This window comes from Serratia sp. GW822-FHT06E05 (assembly GCF_058799445.1).
This window is the reverse complement of sequence record NZ_JBXALM010000001.1, coordinates 385,477-401,081: the sequence shown is the minus strand read 5'-3', so window position 1 is coordinate 401,081 and position 15,605 is coordinate 385,477. Positions and strand designations below refer to the sequence as shown.

Sequence of the window (15,605 nt, the reverse complement as noted above, 5' to 3'; positions counted from 1 at the left end):
GGCTTTTTATTGAAAGGATGAATTGAGGCAGCCAGTTTCCATGGCCGACCGGCGGATGACAATGAACGAAAAAACATAAGCTAATGCAAAAGAGTATTAGTGATTGGCGTCCTCGCCCCTATGATGGCAATAGCTGATAAAATAAGGACTTGAGCATGAGTGATAACTCCATCCGCGTGGTCGCCGGCCCCGCCAACTATTTTGCATTCCCCGGAGCCATTGACCAACTGGCGCAGTTTTATTCCTCGCAACAGCTGAGCAAGGCGCTCTGGGTGTATGGTGAGCGCGCATTGGCGGCGGCAAAACCCTGGTTACCGGCGGTATTCGACGACGCCGATGCTCGTCGGGTGCTGTTTAACAGCCACTGCAGCGAGAGCAGCGTGCAGGATATCGTGCGCCAGGCCGGCGCGGATCGGCAGGTGGTGATCGGCGTTGGCGGCGGTGCAGTGTTGGACACGGCCAAAGTGGTGGCCCGTCGCTTAGGACTGCCGCTGGTGGCGATCCCGACCATTGCCGCTACCTGTGCCGCCTGGACGCCGCTCTCGGTGTGGTACAACGACCAGGGGCAAGCATTGCGCTATGAGATTTTCCATGATGCCAACCATCTGGTGTTGGTCGAGCCGGAAATTATCCTGCGTGCTCCAAAGGAGTACTTGCTGGCAGGGATCGGCGACACCCTGGCGAAATGGTATGAAGCGGTGGTGCTGAGTCCGCAGCCGGAACGTTTGCCGTTAACCGTGCAACTGGGCCTCAATACCGCACTGACGCTGCGCGACGTATTGCTCAACCAAAGCGAGGCGGCGTTGCAGGCACAGGCGCAAGGACAATTGAGTCAGGACTTCCTTAATGTGCTGGAGGCGATCATCGCCGGTGGTGGTTTGGTGGGGGGACTGGGCGATCGCTATACCCGCATCGCCGCCGCGCATTCGGTGCATAACGGGTTGACCGCGCTACCGCAAACCGATGCCTTCTTGCATGGCACCAAGGTGGCGTACGGCATTCTGGTGCAGAGTGCACTGCTGGGGCAACCGGAAACCGTGGCGCAATTGATTGCGCTTTACCGGCGATTGGATTTACCGGTCAGCCTGGCAGCGCTGCAGGTGGATATCCACGATGAAGCGCAAATTAAACGGCTGATCGAACGCACCCTGCAGCAGGGCGAGTCGATTCACCTGCTGCCGATCACGATCAACGATTCCAGCTTGCGCGCTGCGCTTAGCTTTGTGGAGTCACAGCATCGTTGAGGGGTACGGATGGCGCTGGGTGTGCGTCATCTGACGTCAGGCGTTGTCCACCCGAGGATTGGAGTGGGTCGGCTGGCTGGGATACTCCACCTGGTGCTTGTGCAGATAGTCACGTATCAACTGACGGATCACCTGAGAGGGGGTCACGTCCTGTTGCAGACAGAGTTCTTCCAGGGCTTTTTTCTTGTCTGGGTCGATGAGGACGGTCAGACGCGCCGTTTTCTTTTCCATGGTGATTGCTCCAGAGGATGATAATCAAATGATAATAGCAGGGCGGCAATACCGCCTCAGCTAAAGTGCAGCCGTTCAATTTTGCGTGACAGGTAGCGAAGATCGCAGCTAAAGCTTGGCCCGACCTCAGCGGAAAGGCGGCGCAGCAGGCTGAGTGGCGTTTCGGTATTGGCAAGCGCAGCGTAGATAATCACGTTGCCGCTGGGTGCCACGCAGTACAGAACCGTGTTAAACACCCGGTGTAAGCTGTGATACAGCAGTGAGCCCTCATCCGGCACTTCATGGTAGTTCAGTACTAACCAGCCTGGATCCGAAAGCCGCTCGGCGCACTGCGCCAAAAAGGCCTGTGTGCCCTGTTGCGGATCCATGGTAAAGGCGCTGTAGAGGTCGGAAAAAATCAGGTCATAGCGCCGCTGGGCGGGGGCTTGCAAGAAATCCGCGGCATCGGCGATGTGCATCGTGATGTTATGAACGGCAGGCAAAGTGAAGTATCGGCGGGCGACGGATACCACCGCCTGGCGCAATTCCACCACTTCCAACAGCATCTTGGCATCATAGGCGTGCAGCGCCCGCACCAGGCCACCGCCGCCCAGCCCCAGGATCAGTGCCGAGGCGGGGGGCTGCCAGGCGACCGCCATCAGCATGGTTTTGATGTAGTTATGAACCGGCACCTGCGGCGCGCTGATGCACATTTTGCTCTGTTCGCAGATACCGTCAAAACGCAGGGTGCGGTAACCCTTGTGATCGGAGACGATAATTTCGCCGCAGTGATCCAACTCCCGTGCAATCACCTGACCGCGAGGGGAGAAATCCAGGCTATTTAGCAGCTTATCAACCAATGACATAGTAGTTTCGTCGAGCCTCCATCCTAAAAAGGCAGCCTTACTTACGGGCGCACATAAATTCTGCGGTACAGATCCTGCGGCCATTGACCGACGCACGGCCAGAGAATCGGGCAATGCCGGAGCGCTGTCGGACAAATGTCACTTCCATACAGAGTTGGTCACCGGGCCGTGCCGAACGATAGAAACGGGCGCGATGGATGGCCGCAAAATAGTAATGCTCGCCTGGCAGCAACGGGCTGAGAAAATAATGTGCCAACAGACCGGTGGTTTGCGCCAACGCTTCCACCATCAATACGCCGGGAAACACCGTCATCTGATGATGGCCGGTCCAGAATGTCGGTTCGTTGGCGGTGATATTTTTGATGGCGCTAAGGCGGCCTTCGGCAATGCAAGTGCCGGCAGGCAGGATGCGGTCAACCAGCAGACAGGGAAAACGGTGTGGCAGGATAGATTGAACATCCTGGTACTGCAGTGGATTACCATTTAGCGGCATGTGTGTTTCGGATCCTGTCAGCGGGCAAAGCTCAGCTTGCGTGGGCCTCTGTGCCGGTCGAAGTGTAATGACATTATAATGTTATTATCATCAGATGCACCAAATGAAAGCCTTCTGGGTTGAAAAACAGCGAATAACGTCAGCCGATTCAAACGCCAGTAATTACAACTTGTTGAAGATATTGCGTGTTTCGAGGGGGAGGAAGTTAGCCGCCAGCAGGAGAGCGGCGGCTAAGGGGGATCAGTTTTTGTAGCGCGTCAGCTTATCGAGGTAGCCCATCACAAAAGCCGAAAGGACAAAGGTCAGGTGGATGATCACATACCACATCAGCTTGTTGTCCGGCACGTTTTTGGCGTCCATAAACACCCGCAGCAGGTGAATGGAGGAAATGGCGACAATCGAAGCGGCCACCTTGTTCTTTAATGAGGTGGCATCCATCTTGCCCAGCCAGCTCAGTTTCTCTTTGTTTTCGCTGATATCCAGCTGCGAAACAAAATTTTCATAGCCCGAGAACATCACCATCACCAGCAGGCCGCCAACCAGCGCCATATCGACCAGCGAGAGCAGCGTCAGAACCAGATCCGCTTCGGCTATGGAGAAAATGTTCGGCAGAACATGGAATATCTCCTGGAAAAATTTAATCGACAGCGCCAGCAAGGCCAGGGACAGGCCGAAGTAAACCGGGGCAAGTAGCCAACGGGAGGCATACATGGCATTTTCTAGAAAGCGTTCCATAGTCATCTGAGTTCGTTACAAAAAGTGGGATACAGTATAACGCAAGAGGCCCGTCAAAAGGCAAGAGAGCCCGCGAGGATTGAAAGGGGATTTCGCCGGGATGAGGGAATGCCATGCGAAAGAAATAAGCCCCTTTAATCACTGCGTGTTTTTAAGCTATTTACTCCGCAAAAAAATATTTTATCAATATATATTGAGCTATCCGAAAATCAGACTAGCCTTTAAATGCTGCATGATGACATTGCAGTGGGTTTTTATATCGCGAGCGAATTATATATAACGGAAATGAATTAACCTAATGGAGATGGATATGGATAATTCCCTAAATGGAAAAACCAACGGTTGGGATAGTGTTAATGATTTGCTGAATTACCATAATAGAGGCAATGGTTTAACCATTAATAATAAGCCTTCTTTTGATATAGCAGCGGCAGGCAAGCAAATAGCGCGCAGTGAACAAACCTGGAATGGAACTCACGTCATCGGCCAAGGCGCCACCGTCACTTACTCCTTCCCGGATTGGGATTATAATCAGAGCAATTTAAATGGTCGCTTTGCCAGCCAAGACACCGGCCTTAGCGCCTTTACCGCCGATCAAAAAGCGCAGGCCAAGCTTTCCCTGCAGTCTTGGGCCGATGTGGCGAACCTTAATTTCGTCGAGGTAGCCCCAGGGCAAAAGTCCAACATTACCTTTGGTAATTATGAGGGCGACGGTCAGGCTTATGCGATTAAACCTTTTACCGGCGCAGGTACGGATTATCGCGGGCATAATACCGACGGTCAAAGCTGGTTCAATATTAATTACGACTATGCAGATCCCCGTGATGGTGTTTATGCCAATTTACATCCTGAATTGGGCAACTATGGCCGCCTGAGCATCACCCATGAATTGGGGCACACTTTGGGGTTGGATCACCCAGGGGTTTACAATGCCGGACAAAGCCCGAGTTATGCCAAGGCTACCTACGCCGAAGATACTCGCCAGTTCAGCGTGATGAGCTATTGGGATGAATCTGTCACCGGCGGCGATCACGGCGGTTATTATTCCGCGGCTCCGCTGGTCGATGATATTGCTGCCATTCAGTATTTATATGGTGCCAATACCACCACGCGCACCGGTGACACGGTATATGGATTCAACTCTAATTCCGGCAGAGATTTCTACACCGCGACGGACAGCAGCCAGAAACTGATTTTCTCCGTCTGGGATGCGGGCGGTAACGACACCCTTGATTTCTCAGGGTACTCGCAAGACCAGCGTATTAATCTGACCGAAGGCTCGTTCTCTGACGTTGGCGGATTGAAGGGCAATATTTCCATCGCCGTAGGCGCTGTCATCGAAAACGCCATTGGCGGTTCGGGGAATGATGTCATTGTCGGCAATGACGCCGCCAATATTCTTCAGGGCGGCGCGGGGAACGACGTTATTTACGGTGGCGGTGGGCAGGATCAGTTATCCGGTGGCAGCGGCAGTGATATTTTTGTTTTCTCCGCCGTGAGCGATTCACCGTTCAAATCGCCGGATAAGATCCTCGACTTTGAAACCGGTATCGACAAGATTGACCTCTCTTTCTTTAATCAGGGCGATAACGGTACAGACTTTATTCATTTCGTTGACAGCTTCAGCGGTCAGGCAGGTGAGGCCACGTTGACGTATAATTCACAAAGTGATTTTAGTGAATTGGCATTGAATATAAGTGGTCATGCGACACCGGACTTCCTGGTGAATATCGTAGGCCAGGCAAATACCGCCACTGATTTTATTGTTTAATTCTGTCACGGTGGGCTATGCCCACCGTTTTATTACGGTTTTATTCCCCTGCGTCCCATAACGTCTCTTCGCCACGTCGGCTGCCGTCGCCGCTTTGTAAGGATTTCGTAAGCGGTTTGGAAGTATCTCATCAATGTATTTAATAAGGTTATAACGACGTTGCTTATGGTAAGCATTGTCATTATTATCAATTTACTGAGTCTGCGAAGAAAGACCTTTATTTTAGCATTATTAATTTCTTTTAATCTCTTTAACTCGGTTAAACCCGAGTGGCGAAGCAACTGCGAGCGAATACTAATAATTAATGCAGGGCTAACACATGTGCAGAACTTTTAATTGTCGGGGAATTATCGGGCATTCCGCCTTATGGGGTGCGTTAATCGCCAGTGCCTTTAACGCCAATGCGGAAGTTAAGAAAATATCATTAGAAAAGACCACGCAAAGTGAAGAAGAAATAACGGTAGTGGCGCCGGTTATTGAAAACAAATCGGGGACAATCACCACAATTACCGCGCAAGACATGCAGAAAAAAGGGGGCAATGATTTCGGTTCGATTATGCGCTACGAACCCTTGATCAGTGCCACCGGTGTCAGCGGGGGCTCATCATCGGGGAAAAGCGGTTTCGATCGCAGCGGGTATACCGGTTATAACATCCGTGGCCTGGAGAGCAATCGCGTCGGATTGGACGTCGACGGCATTCCACAGCCTGATGCCACCGGACGCAGCTACGTCAGCCGCGCCGGGCTCAATACCTTTGGCATCGGCAGGGACTATATCGACCCTTACATGTACGGCCAGGTGGAGATCGAATCGGGCGCAACCTCGATTGAACGCAGTAATACTTCTATTGGCGGCGCCGTTTCGTTTTTACCGAAATCAGCCGATCAGTACCTTTCCCCCACCAAACAGACCTACTTTGGTTACCAGAGCGATTACGATTCGTCCAATCGCAGCTGGCACAATGGCATTACCGCCGCTGCGGGCGATGAACAACTGCGCGGGGTGTTTGTTTACAGTCGCCGTGACGGCCAGGAAACGCGCAATAACAGCGGCACCCACCAGGCCTATCCGGCCAACTGGCACACCAATGCGCTGATGGCCTCCGGTATCTGGCAACCGAACGACGAACACAAACTCACGGGCACGGTGGATTACTATGACAAAACCAACCACACCCATTACGACAGTTGGAACTCGGCCGGCAGCGCCATTCTGGGGACCGCCCAACAGCAAAGCAATACGCGCCGTTGGGGAGTGAGCCTGAAAGATGAATGGACGCCGTACAACGATTTTGTCGATACCCTGACCTCAAAAGTCTATTACCAACAGACTCAGGCGCATGACAACACCTATATGCCCACCAGCACTGGCAGCATGGAACGGGTTTACTCCGACTACAACGTCAACACCTATGGTTTTGAAACCCAGATAGCCAAAACATGGGGACGGCACACGCTGAGCGGGGGACTCAATGCAAGGTTGACCGATACCGAGCGACCGTTCCGTGAAGAGCCTGCACCCAGTGCATTTACCGCCATCATGCAGCCGGAGTCCGACAGTCGCAGCTATGTGCTGGGCGGTTATGTGCAGGACAGGATCCAGTTTGATCTCGACGGGCACGGCTTTGCCGTGGTGCCGGGCGTGCGCGTGGCTCACCAAAGTACCAAGCCGCAGAACCTGAGCAGCCTGACTACCGGCAGCACGGTGCTGACGGAGTCCGAGTTGGAAACGCTGTACGGCAAAAGCAACACCGATACCCAGGTCCTGCCGTCACTCAGCTTCCAGTACAATCTGACGCCGACGTTGATGACTTATCTCCAGTACAAACGCGGTGCGCAGTTCCCGAACGCCAGCCAACTTTATGGCTCATGGAACCTCGGCTCCAGCTACGCAGGCACCGCGCAGTATGCGTTGATCGGCAACGCCGATCTGAATACCGAGACCAGCAATAACCTGGAATGGGGCGTGAAGGGAGAGGTTGTCGAAGGCGTGACCCTGCGCACCTCGCTGTTCTACAACACCTATAAAAACTTCATTGCCTATACCCGCTACCAGCGCGCCAGCAGTCCGGACAAGTTTGCTAACGTGCCGTCCAATATCTACACCATTTATCAGGCAGAAAACCGCGACAAGGCCTACATCTACGGCGGTGAAATCAGCACCCGGCTGAATTTTGGCACCTGGTTTGAGCAGGTTAACGGCCTGAGCGCCAACTTTGCCCTGGGGTATAACCAGGGCAAGTCCAAGTCCAGTTACTCCGGCGATAAATATGTCGATATCGACAGCGTTGCGCCAATGAAGGCCATTGTCGGCGTGGCGTGGGACGATCCGGCGAAACGCTACGGCGCCGCGGTGACGGCGACCTTCGTTAAAGGCAAGCAGGCAACGGCCACCAACCGTGAAAGCTACAACAACGCCAGCGGCAGTACGCTCACCGACGCAACCACGGAATATTTGCGCGTGCCGGGTTATGGCCTGGTGGATATGTCCGCGTACTGGCAGGTGGCCCGCAATGTGAAACTGAGTGGCGGTGTGTATAACATCACCGACAGAAAATACCGTGACTACCTGAGCAGCCGCGAACTCACGGACTCGACTCAACAGGATGCTTACGATAATGCGTTGGCCGTTATGCCGGGAAGAACTTTCCAGTTAGGCGTAAACGTGGATTTCTAAGCTCATCCGGTGGATGAAACCTTAACGTTCCTTATGCCGCCCTTCGCCAGTGAAAGGCGGCTTGGTCATCCATCGCCCGTTGAAGGAGACACCCCATGAAACTGTGGATTATCGGCTTGCTGGCACTGCCGTTTTCGCTCTGCGCCACCGAACGCGTGATCTCGATTGGCGGAGACGTCACGGAGATTGTTTATGCGCTTGGCGCCCAGCAAGCGTTGGTCGCACGCGACAGCACCAGTCTGCAACCGCCGCAAGCCACGGCGCTGCCCAATGTCGGTTATATGCGACAGCTCAATGCCGAAGGGATGCTGGCGATGAAACCCACGCTGGTGATTGCCAGCATGCTGTCACAACCCTCGTTGGCGTTGCAGCAGGTCGAGCAGGCCGGGGTAAAAGTCGTCACCGTGACAGGCAAACCTGAACTGAACGCGATCGACGAAAAAATAACCGCGATCGCCGCTATCCTGGGCCGCGAAAAAGAGGGGAAAGCCCTGCAGGCAGCGTTGGATCGCCAGCTCGCCGCGGTGCCGACGAACCCTCTGCCGGTCAGGGTGCTGTTTATCATGGCGCACACCGGGATCACGGCCATGGGGGCCGGCAGCGGTACCGCCGCCGATGGCGCCATTCGCAGCGCCGGGCTGCAAAATGCCATGGGCGGCGTAGCACGTTATCAATCGTTAACCCAGGAGGGTCTGGTGGCCGCTGCGCCCCAGCTGCTGGTGATAGGCAAAGGCAGTTTGCGACGGATGGGCGGTGAGGCGAATATCTGGGCGCTGCCGGGATTGGCTTTTACCCCGGCGGGTCAACAACGGCGCCTGTTGGTGATTGATGATAATGCGCTGCTGAGTTTTGGCCTGGCCATGCCGGCGGCCATTGGCCAACTGCGTCAGGCGGCTCAAGCCGTCACCCCTTAAGCTTTCGTGCCTTTATTGTCTACGTGCCCTAATGAGCGCTCGGGGAAACAACGATCGCGCAAGCGCTGTTTCAATGCCGCCGCATCCGGAAAGCCGCCCTCGATTTTACGATCCCAAAGTACCACGCCGTCGACGGTGATTTCATAAATGCCGCCGGTACCGGGTACCAGGGTGACGGCGGCTAAATCGGTGCTGAAGGTGTGGAGCAACTCTTGCGCCATCCATGCCGCACGCAGCAGCCAGTTGCATTGCGAACAATAGTGAATGGTGACGGCAGGGGATGTTTTCATGGGCAGAACCATAGCGGCGAGAGAGAGCCTGCATCATCGAACGCCGCCGTCGTGCTGTCAAGCCGTCTTCCTCAGGGACGCAGCAAGGTCAAATCAATCTGCCACCTGTTGATTTTATTGTACAAGGTGGTGCGCGAAAGCCCGAGCAGACGAGCCGCCTGTCGCAGATTACCGTTACTGGATTCAATGATCTGAATGATATGGGCGCGCTCATTGTCCTCCAGGCGGCTTGAGGGGATGGCTTCCTGTTCAGGAAAAGCCTGGGCGATCTCCCTGGGCAAATCATCCACGTCGATCAGCAACCCTTCGCACAGGTTCACCATCCGCTCCACCAGGTTTTCCAATTCGCGCACGTTGCCGGGCCAGTGCCAGGCGTTAAGGCAAACCATGGCCTGCGGTGAGACCTGGGGCGGGATCTTCTTCATCCGCGTACTCAGCTTGTGAATAAAGCCGTTGACCAGTCCGGCGATATCTTCCCGACGTTCACGCAGGGGCGGAACGGGGAGGGAAAGGACGTTCAGGCGGTAATAAAGGTCACGACGAAACGCGCCGTTCTCCACGGCCTGCAGCAAATCGCAATGGGTAGCTGCAATAATTCGCACATTCACTTTGACCGGATGCGCCGCGCCAATCCGCAACACTTCGCCTTCTTGCAATACGCGCAGCAGGCTGGTTTGTGCATCCAACGGCATTTCACCGATTTCGTCGAGCAACAGCGTGCCGCCGTCCGCCAGTTCGAATTTGCCTGCCGAACCGCCGCGACGCGATCCGGTAAAGGCGCCATCGACGTAGCCAAACAGCTCGCTTTGCACCAGATCGCGCGGCAGGGCGCCGCAGTTGACCGCGACAAAGGGTTCGTTGCAGCGCTCACCGCCGTTGTGGATTGCCTGAGCGAACAGCTCCTTGCCCGTGCCGCTTTCCCCCGTCAGCAAGACCGTACTGTCACTGCGGCTGCAGGTGCGCGCCTGCATGATCGCCTCCCGCATGCGGCTGGAATGACCGAAAATCATCTCGAAGGTGTAGCTGGCGCTCACGCCCATGACTCGTCGGGTGATGGCACGGATGCGCTGATTTTCGCGCAGGGAGAGCACCCGGCCATTATCTGGCGCAGGCATCAGCGAAATCACGCAGGAGAGGGCCGGCTTGCCGACGGGCATAAACACCATTTCACGATCGTTGCAAAACGGCATGGTTAACAACGATCCGGATTGGGGGCACAACAGCTCATCGATCGGCGTATCACCGGGTTCCAGCCCGCCAAAAATTTGGCGAGCATAGCGGTTGACCGTTTTCAGCTGGCCGTGCCTATCGCAGACCATCACGCCTTCATTCAGGGTTTCCAAAATGGACTGCTGCTCGGCCAACAGCCGGTGCAGCTTGAGCTGTTGACCGATGGCCTCCGCAGCCGCCTGCACGGTACCCAGAGTGTGGGCATTGAAATTGTCCGGCGTGGCGGTGAGCGTCAGCACGCCAATCATGACGCCTTCGGCGTTGCGCACCGGCGCGGCGGCGCATTGGCGATGCCGTTGCCGCAGGCCCATCTTCCAGTTTTCACCGCTCAGCACATATACCAGCCGCTGTTCAAGCAGGCAGCGTGCGGTGCAGTTAGTGCCCTGAACCTCTTCACGCAAGATGCTGCCGATCGGCGTCATGTCTGCGCCACAGTAGTGAAGGGTGACGCCATGGGCATCGGTCAGGTTGATGTGACCGTCGGGATTATAGGCCAGCAAATTTTCCATGATGCTGCGCGCCACGGCAATCAGCTCGGCATTGTGCGCCAGAATCGCCAGCAGTTGGTCAGGCGGTGGCGCGTGATAGACAAACTCATCGGGATCGATGCCGTATTCCCGCGAGCGTCGCCAGGATTGCAGGATCGACTTGCGTATCCAGCCGGGCTGGCCGCCTTCATTAAACGCCTGCCACCCTTGCCAAAACAGGCTGTCCCATTCACCGGATTCCGCCCCTTCAGGCAGGCTGAAGATCGGATCGCTCTCGTCTTTGATCGGCATCAGGCCGGCGGCTGTCTGCATGGTGCGCTCCGCTGTTTGGAATGTAATGTTCATTTTATTGACATGTGAAATTGACATGTCAATTTAGTTGTCACTTTGTTATGCCTATCTGTGCAACGTCTCACAAATTCCGCGTGTTTTGAGCTGGCATCCCCTTTGCAATACCCAGGGTGAACTCCGTTGCCCAATAGGGTGTTACCTCACATAAGGAATCACTATGAGTCATTTATCCCAACCCCTGCGTGTTGGTCTGATCGGTGCTGGCAGAATGGGCACTTTCCATGCGGAGTCGTTGGCACGGCGCGTGCCGGGGGCGGTGCTGGCGGCGGTGGCCGATCCTCTGCCGGGTGCGGCGCAACGGCTGGCGGAACGTTTGGACGTTGAAGCCTACAGCGATTTGCAGGCGATGCTGGACAACCCGGCTATTGATGCGGTGGTAATAGCATCTCCGGCCCGCACCCATGCGGAGTGGGTGATTGCAGCGGCACAGGTCGGTAAGCATGTGTTCTGCGAAAAGCCGATGGCCATCACGCTGGATGAGGCAGACAGCGCAATTGCCGCCGCAAAACGGGCGGGCGTGGTTCTGCAGGTCGGATTTAATCGCCGTTTTGTCAGCGGATTTGCCGCCGCTATCGCCGCCGTAAAGGCGGGTGAGAATGGCACTACGCAGTTATCCCGTTCGGTGACGCGCGATCCCTTGCTACGGGATCCGGCGCCTATCCCGGCGTGGACCATCTTTCTTGAAACCTTGATTCATGATTTCGATACCTTGCTGCATTTCAACCCTGGCGCCAGGCCGGTAGAGGTGTATGCGTTGGCGGACGCCCTGGTGCGGCCGGACTTCAAAGACAAAGGGCTGCTGGACACCGCCGTGGTCACCATTCGCTTTGACAACGGGGCAATCGCCACTGCCGAAGCCAATTTCCAGGCGGTGTACGGTTACGACGTACGCGGCGAGGTGTTTGGCAGCAAAGGCATGTTGCAGGCGGGCAATATCAACCTGAACAACTGCGTGCGTTATCACGCCGGAGGCATCGCCATAGAAACCTCGCGGCAGGACACCGATCTGCTGCGTGACGCTTACGTGGCGGAGTTGACCGAATTCGCCCAGAGCATCCGGCAGGGTTGCAGCCCGCGTGCTACCGGACAAGATGCGCGCAATGCGCTGGCGATAGCCTTGGCCTGTATCGAGTCGGTGCAGCAGGGCAAACCGGTCAAATTAGGGGGGCAATAATGGCCAGTTATCAGCTCTCTGTATGCGCAGAAATGGTATTTCTCGATCTGCCGTTTATCGAACGCGTGGCGCGTATCGATGCGCTGGGTTTTGGCGTTGAAATGTGGAACTGGGCCAATAAAGACCTTGATGCTTTGGCCGCCAGCGGGGCGCGCTTTACATCAATGACCGGCTATCTGACCGGCAACCTGACCGACGACGAAGACATTGCCCAACTGTTGCACAGCGCGGAGCAGTCATTGGCCGTCGCCCAACGCTTGAATTGCCCGAGCCTGAATCTTCACGGTACTGGGTTGGATCCTCAGGGATTACCGGTGAAACCGGTGGCGGCGGTAACCGGTGCGATGTGGCTCAAGGCGGCCGATACGCTAAGCCGGCTGGCGCACATGGCGGAGCAGGCCGGGAAAGTCTTCACGCTGGAGAACCTCAATTTGCCACGCGACCACCCTGGCACACCCTTCGCCAAAGCCTGCGACACCCTGGCTCTGGTGGAGGCGGTAAACCGTCCGGGCCTGAAGATGAATCTCGATCTTTACCATGCGCAGATTGGCGAAGGGGATCTTATCGAACTGATCCGTCGCTGTGGCCCGGCAATAGGGGAAATCCAGGTGGCGGACGTGCCGGGGCGGCAACAGCCTGGTACCGGTGAAATCAATTACCGCGCCATCGCACGCACGTTAGAAGACATCGGTTATCAGGGCGTGGTGGCGATGGAAGGGTGGGCATCCGGTGACAGCACCGAGGCGCTGTTACAGTTCCGCGACCATTTTACCCGATAGCCTGAACACATCCGGGCAGGGCCGCTGCCCGGCATTCAAAATGATGCGTTGATTTTAATAATAAATAAACCTCAACCTACAGGATGTCATCATGAAAACCAAAAGCTTGCTACTGATACTGCTGAGCATCGTCATGAGCTTCAGCGCCCAGGCGAAAACCTACAAGGTCGGCGTGGCGCTGGCCAATTTCGACCTTAACTTTGTCTCTATTTTGCGTTCACAGATGGTGAGCGAACTTATGCAGTTGGGGATGGACGGCCAGTTTGTCGATGCCAAAGGGGACGTGGCGTTGCAGGTGCAGCAGGTGGACGATTTTATCAACCTCGGGGTGGACGCCATTATCCTCAACCCGGTTGACACTCAGGGGGTGAAACCGATGATGGACGCCGCCGAACGGGCCAATATTCCGTTGATTTTCGTCAACCGCAAACCGGAGGTGAAACTGGGCAAGGACATGGCCTACGTAGGCTCTGACTCTGCGGTGGGTGGTGAAATGCAGATGGAAGCCTTGGCGAAAAAGATGAACTACCGTGGGAACGTGGCGATCCTGATGGGGGCGTTGTCCAATGAAGAAGCACGCGAGCGCACCCGCGCCGTGGAAGCGGTGATCGCCAAATACAAAGACATGAAGGTGCTGGAGAAGCAGACCGCCAAATGGCAGCGCAACGAGGCGGTGGACGTGGTGTCCGGTTGGCTGCTGAACGGCCGACCGATTGACGCGATTGCCGCTAACAACGATGAAATGGCGATTGGTGCCATCATGGCGCTGAATCAAGCCAAAAACAAAACCATTCTGGTGGCGGGCATCGACGGCACGCCGGACGGTCAGCAGTTCATTAAAAACGGCGGCATGACGTTGACCATTTTCCAGGATGCCAAAGGGCAGGCCATCGGGGCGGTGCAGGTAACCAAGGCGCTGTTGGAAAAACAAAAGGTCGAGCCTTATAACTGGGTACCTTACAAAACCATCACACAGCAGAATTTGGCAGAATTCCAGGCGGTTAATCAGAAGTAGATATAGTGCCCTTGGTGGCCGTGAGGCGATGGCATCATAGCCGCAGTGACTGCGGCTATCGGTGATGTACTTTTCAGGCCGTCACGCGCGGGGCGGTTTTGGCGAACAACCTCATTGCCAGACCGCCAGCAGCCGTCAGCGAGGCCAACGTCACTACGCCAGGCCAGCCGGCAGCTTCCAGGATCTTGCTGCCCAGCGCGGCCCCGCCTGCCATGCCGATAAACACCAGCGTAAACATGATGGCGTTGAGGCGGCTGCGGGCGGCCGGATTGATAGCGTAAATAATGGTTTGATGGGCGACTAGCGTGGCCTGAATGCCGAGATCAAAACCTACCGCGCTCAGGGCAATCAACGCCAATTGCGCGGGGAGCGACAGCAACGGCAGCAGGAACATCAGGGCAAAAGAAACCACCACCATGGCAGCGCCAATCTTAGTGACATAGTCCGGCCCGTGACGATCGGCCAGCATGCCTGCCAAGGGGGCAGCCAATGCGCCTGCCGCACCGGCCAAACCAAAAGCCCCGGCGACGGCGCTACCCAACTGATACCGTTCCGCCAACATCACTGCCAGCGTAGACCAGAAAGCGCTGAACGCGATCGACAGCAAGCCTTGCGCCAGCGCTGCACGCCGCAGCTCCGGGTAATCGGCCCACAATTGGCCCAATGAACGCAACAACGCCGGGTAGCTGAGGGAAGTATTGGGTTTTAAACGGGGCAATACGGCCCCGATGGCAAAACTGATCGCCAACACCGCCACGGCCGCCAGCAGGTAAACGCTGCGCCAGCCGAAATATTCCGCCACCACGCCGCTGAACACCCGTGAAAGCAAAATCCCCGCCAGTAGTCCGGTCATCACGGTTCCCACCGTTTTACCCCGATTGGCGTCGGTTGCCAGCGTTGCGGCCGCCGGGATAATGTCCTGCGCCACCGTAGCGGCCAGGCCGATCGCCAGGCTGCCGAGCAGCAACAGCGGGAATGAGGATGAAAAACCACAGAACAGCAGGGTAACAGCCAGCAGCAAGCCTTTTATACGGATGATCTGGCGACGATCGTGACGATCGCCCAGCGGGGCCAACAGTAGGATCCCGAGTGCGTAGCCTGCCTGGGTGAGCGTAGGGACCCAGCCGGCGTCACTTACTCCGGCATGGAACGCATTCCCCATAATCCCTAGCATCGGCTGGCTATAGTAAATGGACGCCACGCTAAGACCGGCGCCGGTCGCCAGTAGAAAGACAACCTTGGCGGAAAGCGCATGGGCCGGTGTGGTGCCGGTATGATTGGCTGGTGAAATCAGGGTCATGGTAATTATCCCGTAGAGGTAAAGTGCGCTTATTTTTGCCAGTATTTGCCGCAAACTGTAGCCCCCGA

General features: G+C 55.9%; 14 protein-coding genes. 7 read left to right on the top strand and 7 right to left on the bottom strand.

From position 1 onward, the window contains the following. Positions 1-155 precede the first annotated feature (155 nt). Positions 156-1,244: an oxidoreductase gene (locus AC1RKC_RS01765; RefSeq protein WP_493092196.1), complete on the top strand. Its 1,089-nt coding sequence runs from the start codon at positions 156-158 to the stop codon at positions 1,242-1,244. A gap of 36 nt (positions 1,245-1,280) precedes the next feature. Here AC1RKC_RS01765 and AC1RKC_RS01760 read toward each other — a convergent pair whose 3' ends face one another. From AC1RKC_RS01760 to AC1RKC_RS01745, 4 genes are all read right to left on the bottom strand, one after another. Then, positions 1,281-1,475, bottom strand: coding sequence for a ribbon-helix-helix protein, CopG family (locus AC1RKC_RS01760; RefSeq protein ID WP_012145111.1), 195 nt, complete (start codon positions 1,473-1,475; stop codon positions 1,281-1,283). A 56-nt stretch (positions 1,476-1,531) separates the two neighbouring features. Beyond that, positions 1,532-2,320 (bottom strand): spermidine synthase, encoded by a 789-nt coding sequence (locus AC1RKC_RS01755; protein WP_493092197.1) that lies wholly within the window; start codon positions 2,318-2,320, stop codon positions 1,532-1,534. A 37-nt stretch (positions 2,321-2,357) separates the two neighbouring features. Next, positions 2,358-2,813 carry a 3-hydroxyacyl-ACP dehydratase FabZ gene (fabZ, locus tag AC1RKC_RS01750; RefSeq protein WP_020826847.1) on the bottom strand — a complete coding sequence of 152 codons (456 nt, stop codon included), beginning with the start codon at positions 2,811-2,813 and terminating at the stop codon, positions 2,358-2,360. A 240-nt stretch (positions 2,814-3,053) separates the two neighbouring features. Then, positions 3,054-3,548, bottom strand: coding sequence for a TIGR00645 family protein (locus tag AC1RKC_RS01745; protein ID WP_041414553.1), 495 nt, complete (start codon positions 3,546-3,548; stop codon positions 3,054-3,056). A gap of 310 nt (positions 3,549-3,858) precedes the next feature. On the opposite strand from AC1RKC_RS01745, the gene AC1RKC_RS01740 reads away from it, so the two are divergent. The 3 genes from AC1RKC_RS01740 to AC1RKC_RS01730 all read left to right on the top strand — a co-directional run bounded on the left by AC1RKC_RS01740 (position 3,859) and on the right by AC1RKC_RS01730 (position 8,910). Then, on the top strand, positions 3,859-5,319 hold the full coding sequence (locus AC1RKC_RS01740; protein WP_061069158.1) for a serralysin family metalloprotease: 1,461 nt from the start codon (positions 3,859-3,861) through the stop codon (positions 5,317-5,319). Between the two features lie 319 nt (positions 5,320-5,638). Beyond that, a complete protein-coding gene (locus AC1RKC_RS01735) occupies positions 5,639-7,996 on the top strand; it encodes a TonB-dependent receptor domain-containing protein (RefSeq protein ID WP_128864914.1) in 2,358 nt (785 codons plus the stop codon). Between the two features lie 95 nt (positions 7,997-8,091). Further along, positions 8,092-8,910 (top strand): heme/hemin ABC transporter substrate-binding protein, encoded by an 819-nt coding sequence (locus AC1RKC_RS01730; RefSeq protein ID WP_261279267.1) that lies wholly within the window; start codon positions 8,092-8,094, stop codon positions 8,908-8,910. Here the strand turns inward: AC1RKC_RS01730 and AC1RKC_RS01725 are convergent. Further along, on the bottom strand, positions 8,907-9,200 hold the full coding sequence (locus AC1RKC_RS01725; protein WP_048758976.1) for an Rdx family protein: 294 nt from the start codon (positions 9,198-9,200) through the stop codon (positions 8,907-8,909). The genes AC1RKC_RS01730 and AC1RKC_RS01725 overlap by 4 nt on opposite strands. Before the next feature lie 71 nt (positions 9,201-9,271). Further along, positions 9,272-11,230 carry a sigma-54-dependent Fis family transcriptional regulator gene (locus AC1RKC_RS01720; RefSeq protein WP_493092198.1) on the bottom strand — a complete coding sequence of 653 codons (1,959 nt, stop codon included), beginning with the start codon at positions 11,228-11,230 and terminating at the stop codon, positions 9,272-9,274. Between the two features lie 196 nt (positions 11,231-11,426). Here AC1RKC_RS01720 and AC1RKC_RS01715 point away from each other — a divergent pair, with 196 nt between their 5' ends. From AC1RKC_RS01715 to AC1RKC_RS01705, 3 genes are all read left to right on the top strand, one after another. After that, a complete protein-coding gene (locus AC1RKC_RS01715; protein WP_493092199.1) occupies positions 11,427-12,443 on the top strand; it encodes a Gfo/Idh/MocA family oxidoreductase in 1,017 nt (338 codons plus the stop codon). Continuing rightward, a complete protein-coding gene (locus AC1RKC_RS01710; RefSeq protein WP_493092200.1) occupies positions 12,443-13,222 on the top strand; it encodes a TIM barrel protein in 780 nt (259 codons plus the stop codon). Before AC1RKC_RS01715 ends, AC1RKC_RS01710 begins: the two co-directional genes overlap by 1 nt. A 91-nt stretch (positions 13,223-13,313) precedes the next feature. Then, the gene (locus tag AC1RKC_RS01705; protein WP_261135339.1) at positions 13,314-14,237 is read left to right on the top strand and encodes a substrate-binding domain-containing protein; all 924 of its coding nucleotides are present in this window, start codon (positions 13,314-13,316) and stop codon (positions 14,235-14,237) included. Positions 14,238-14,310: 73 nt separating this feature from the next. Here the strand turns inward: AC1RKC_RS01705 and AC1RKC_RS01700 are convergent, their stop codons facing one another. Further along, positions 14,311-15,537: an MFS transporter gene (locus tag AC1RKC_RS01700; RefSeq protein WP_129982865.1), complete on the bottom strand. Its 1,227-nt coding sequence runs from the start codon at positions 15,535-15,537 to the stop codon at positions 14,311-14,313. Positions 15,538-15,605 lie beyond the last annotated feature (68 nt).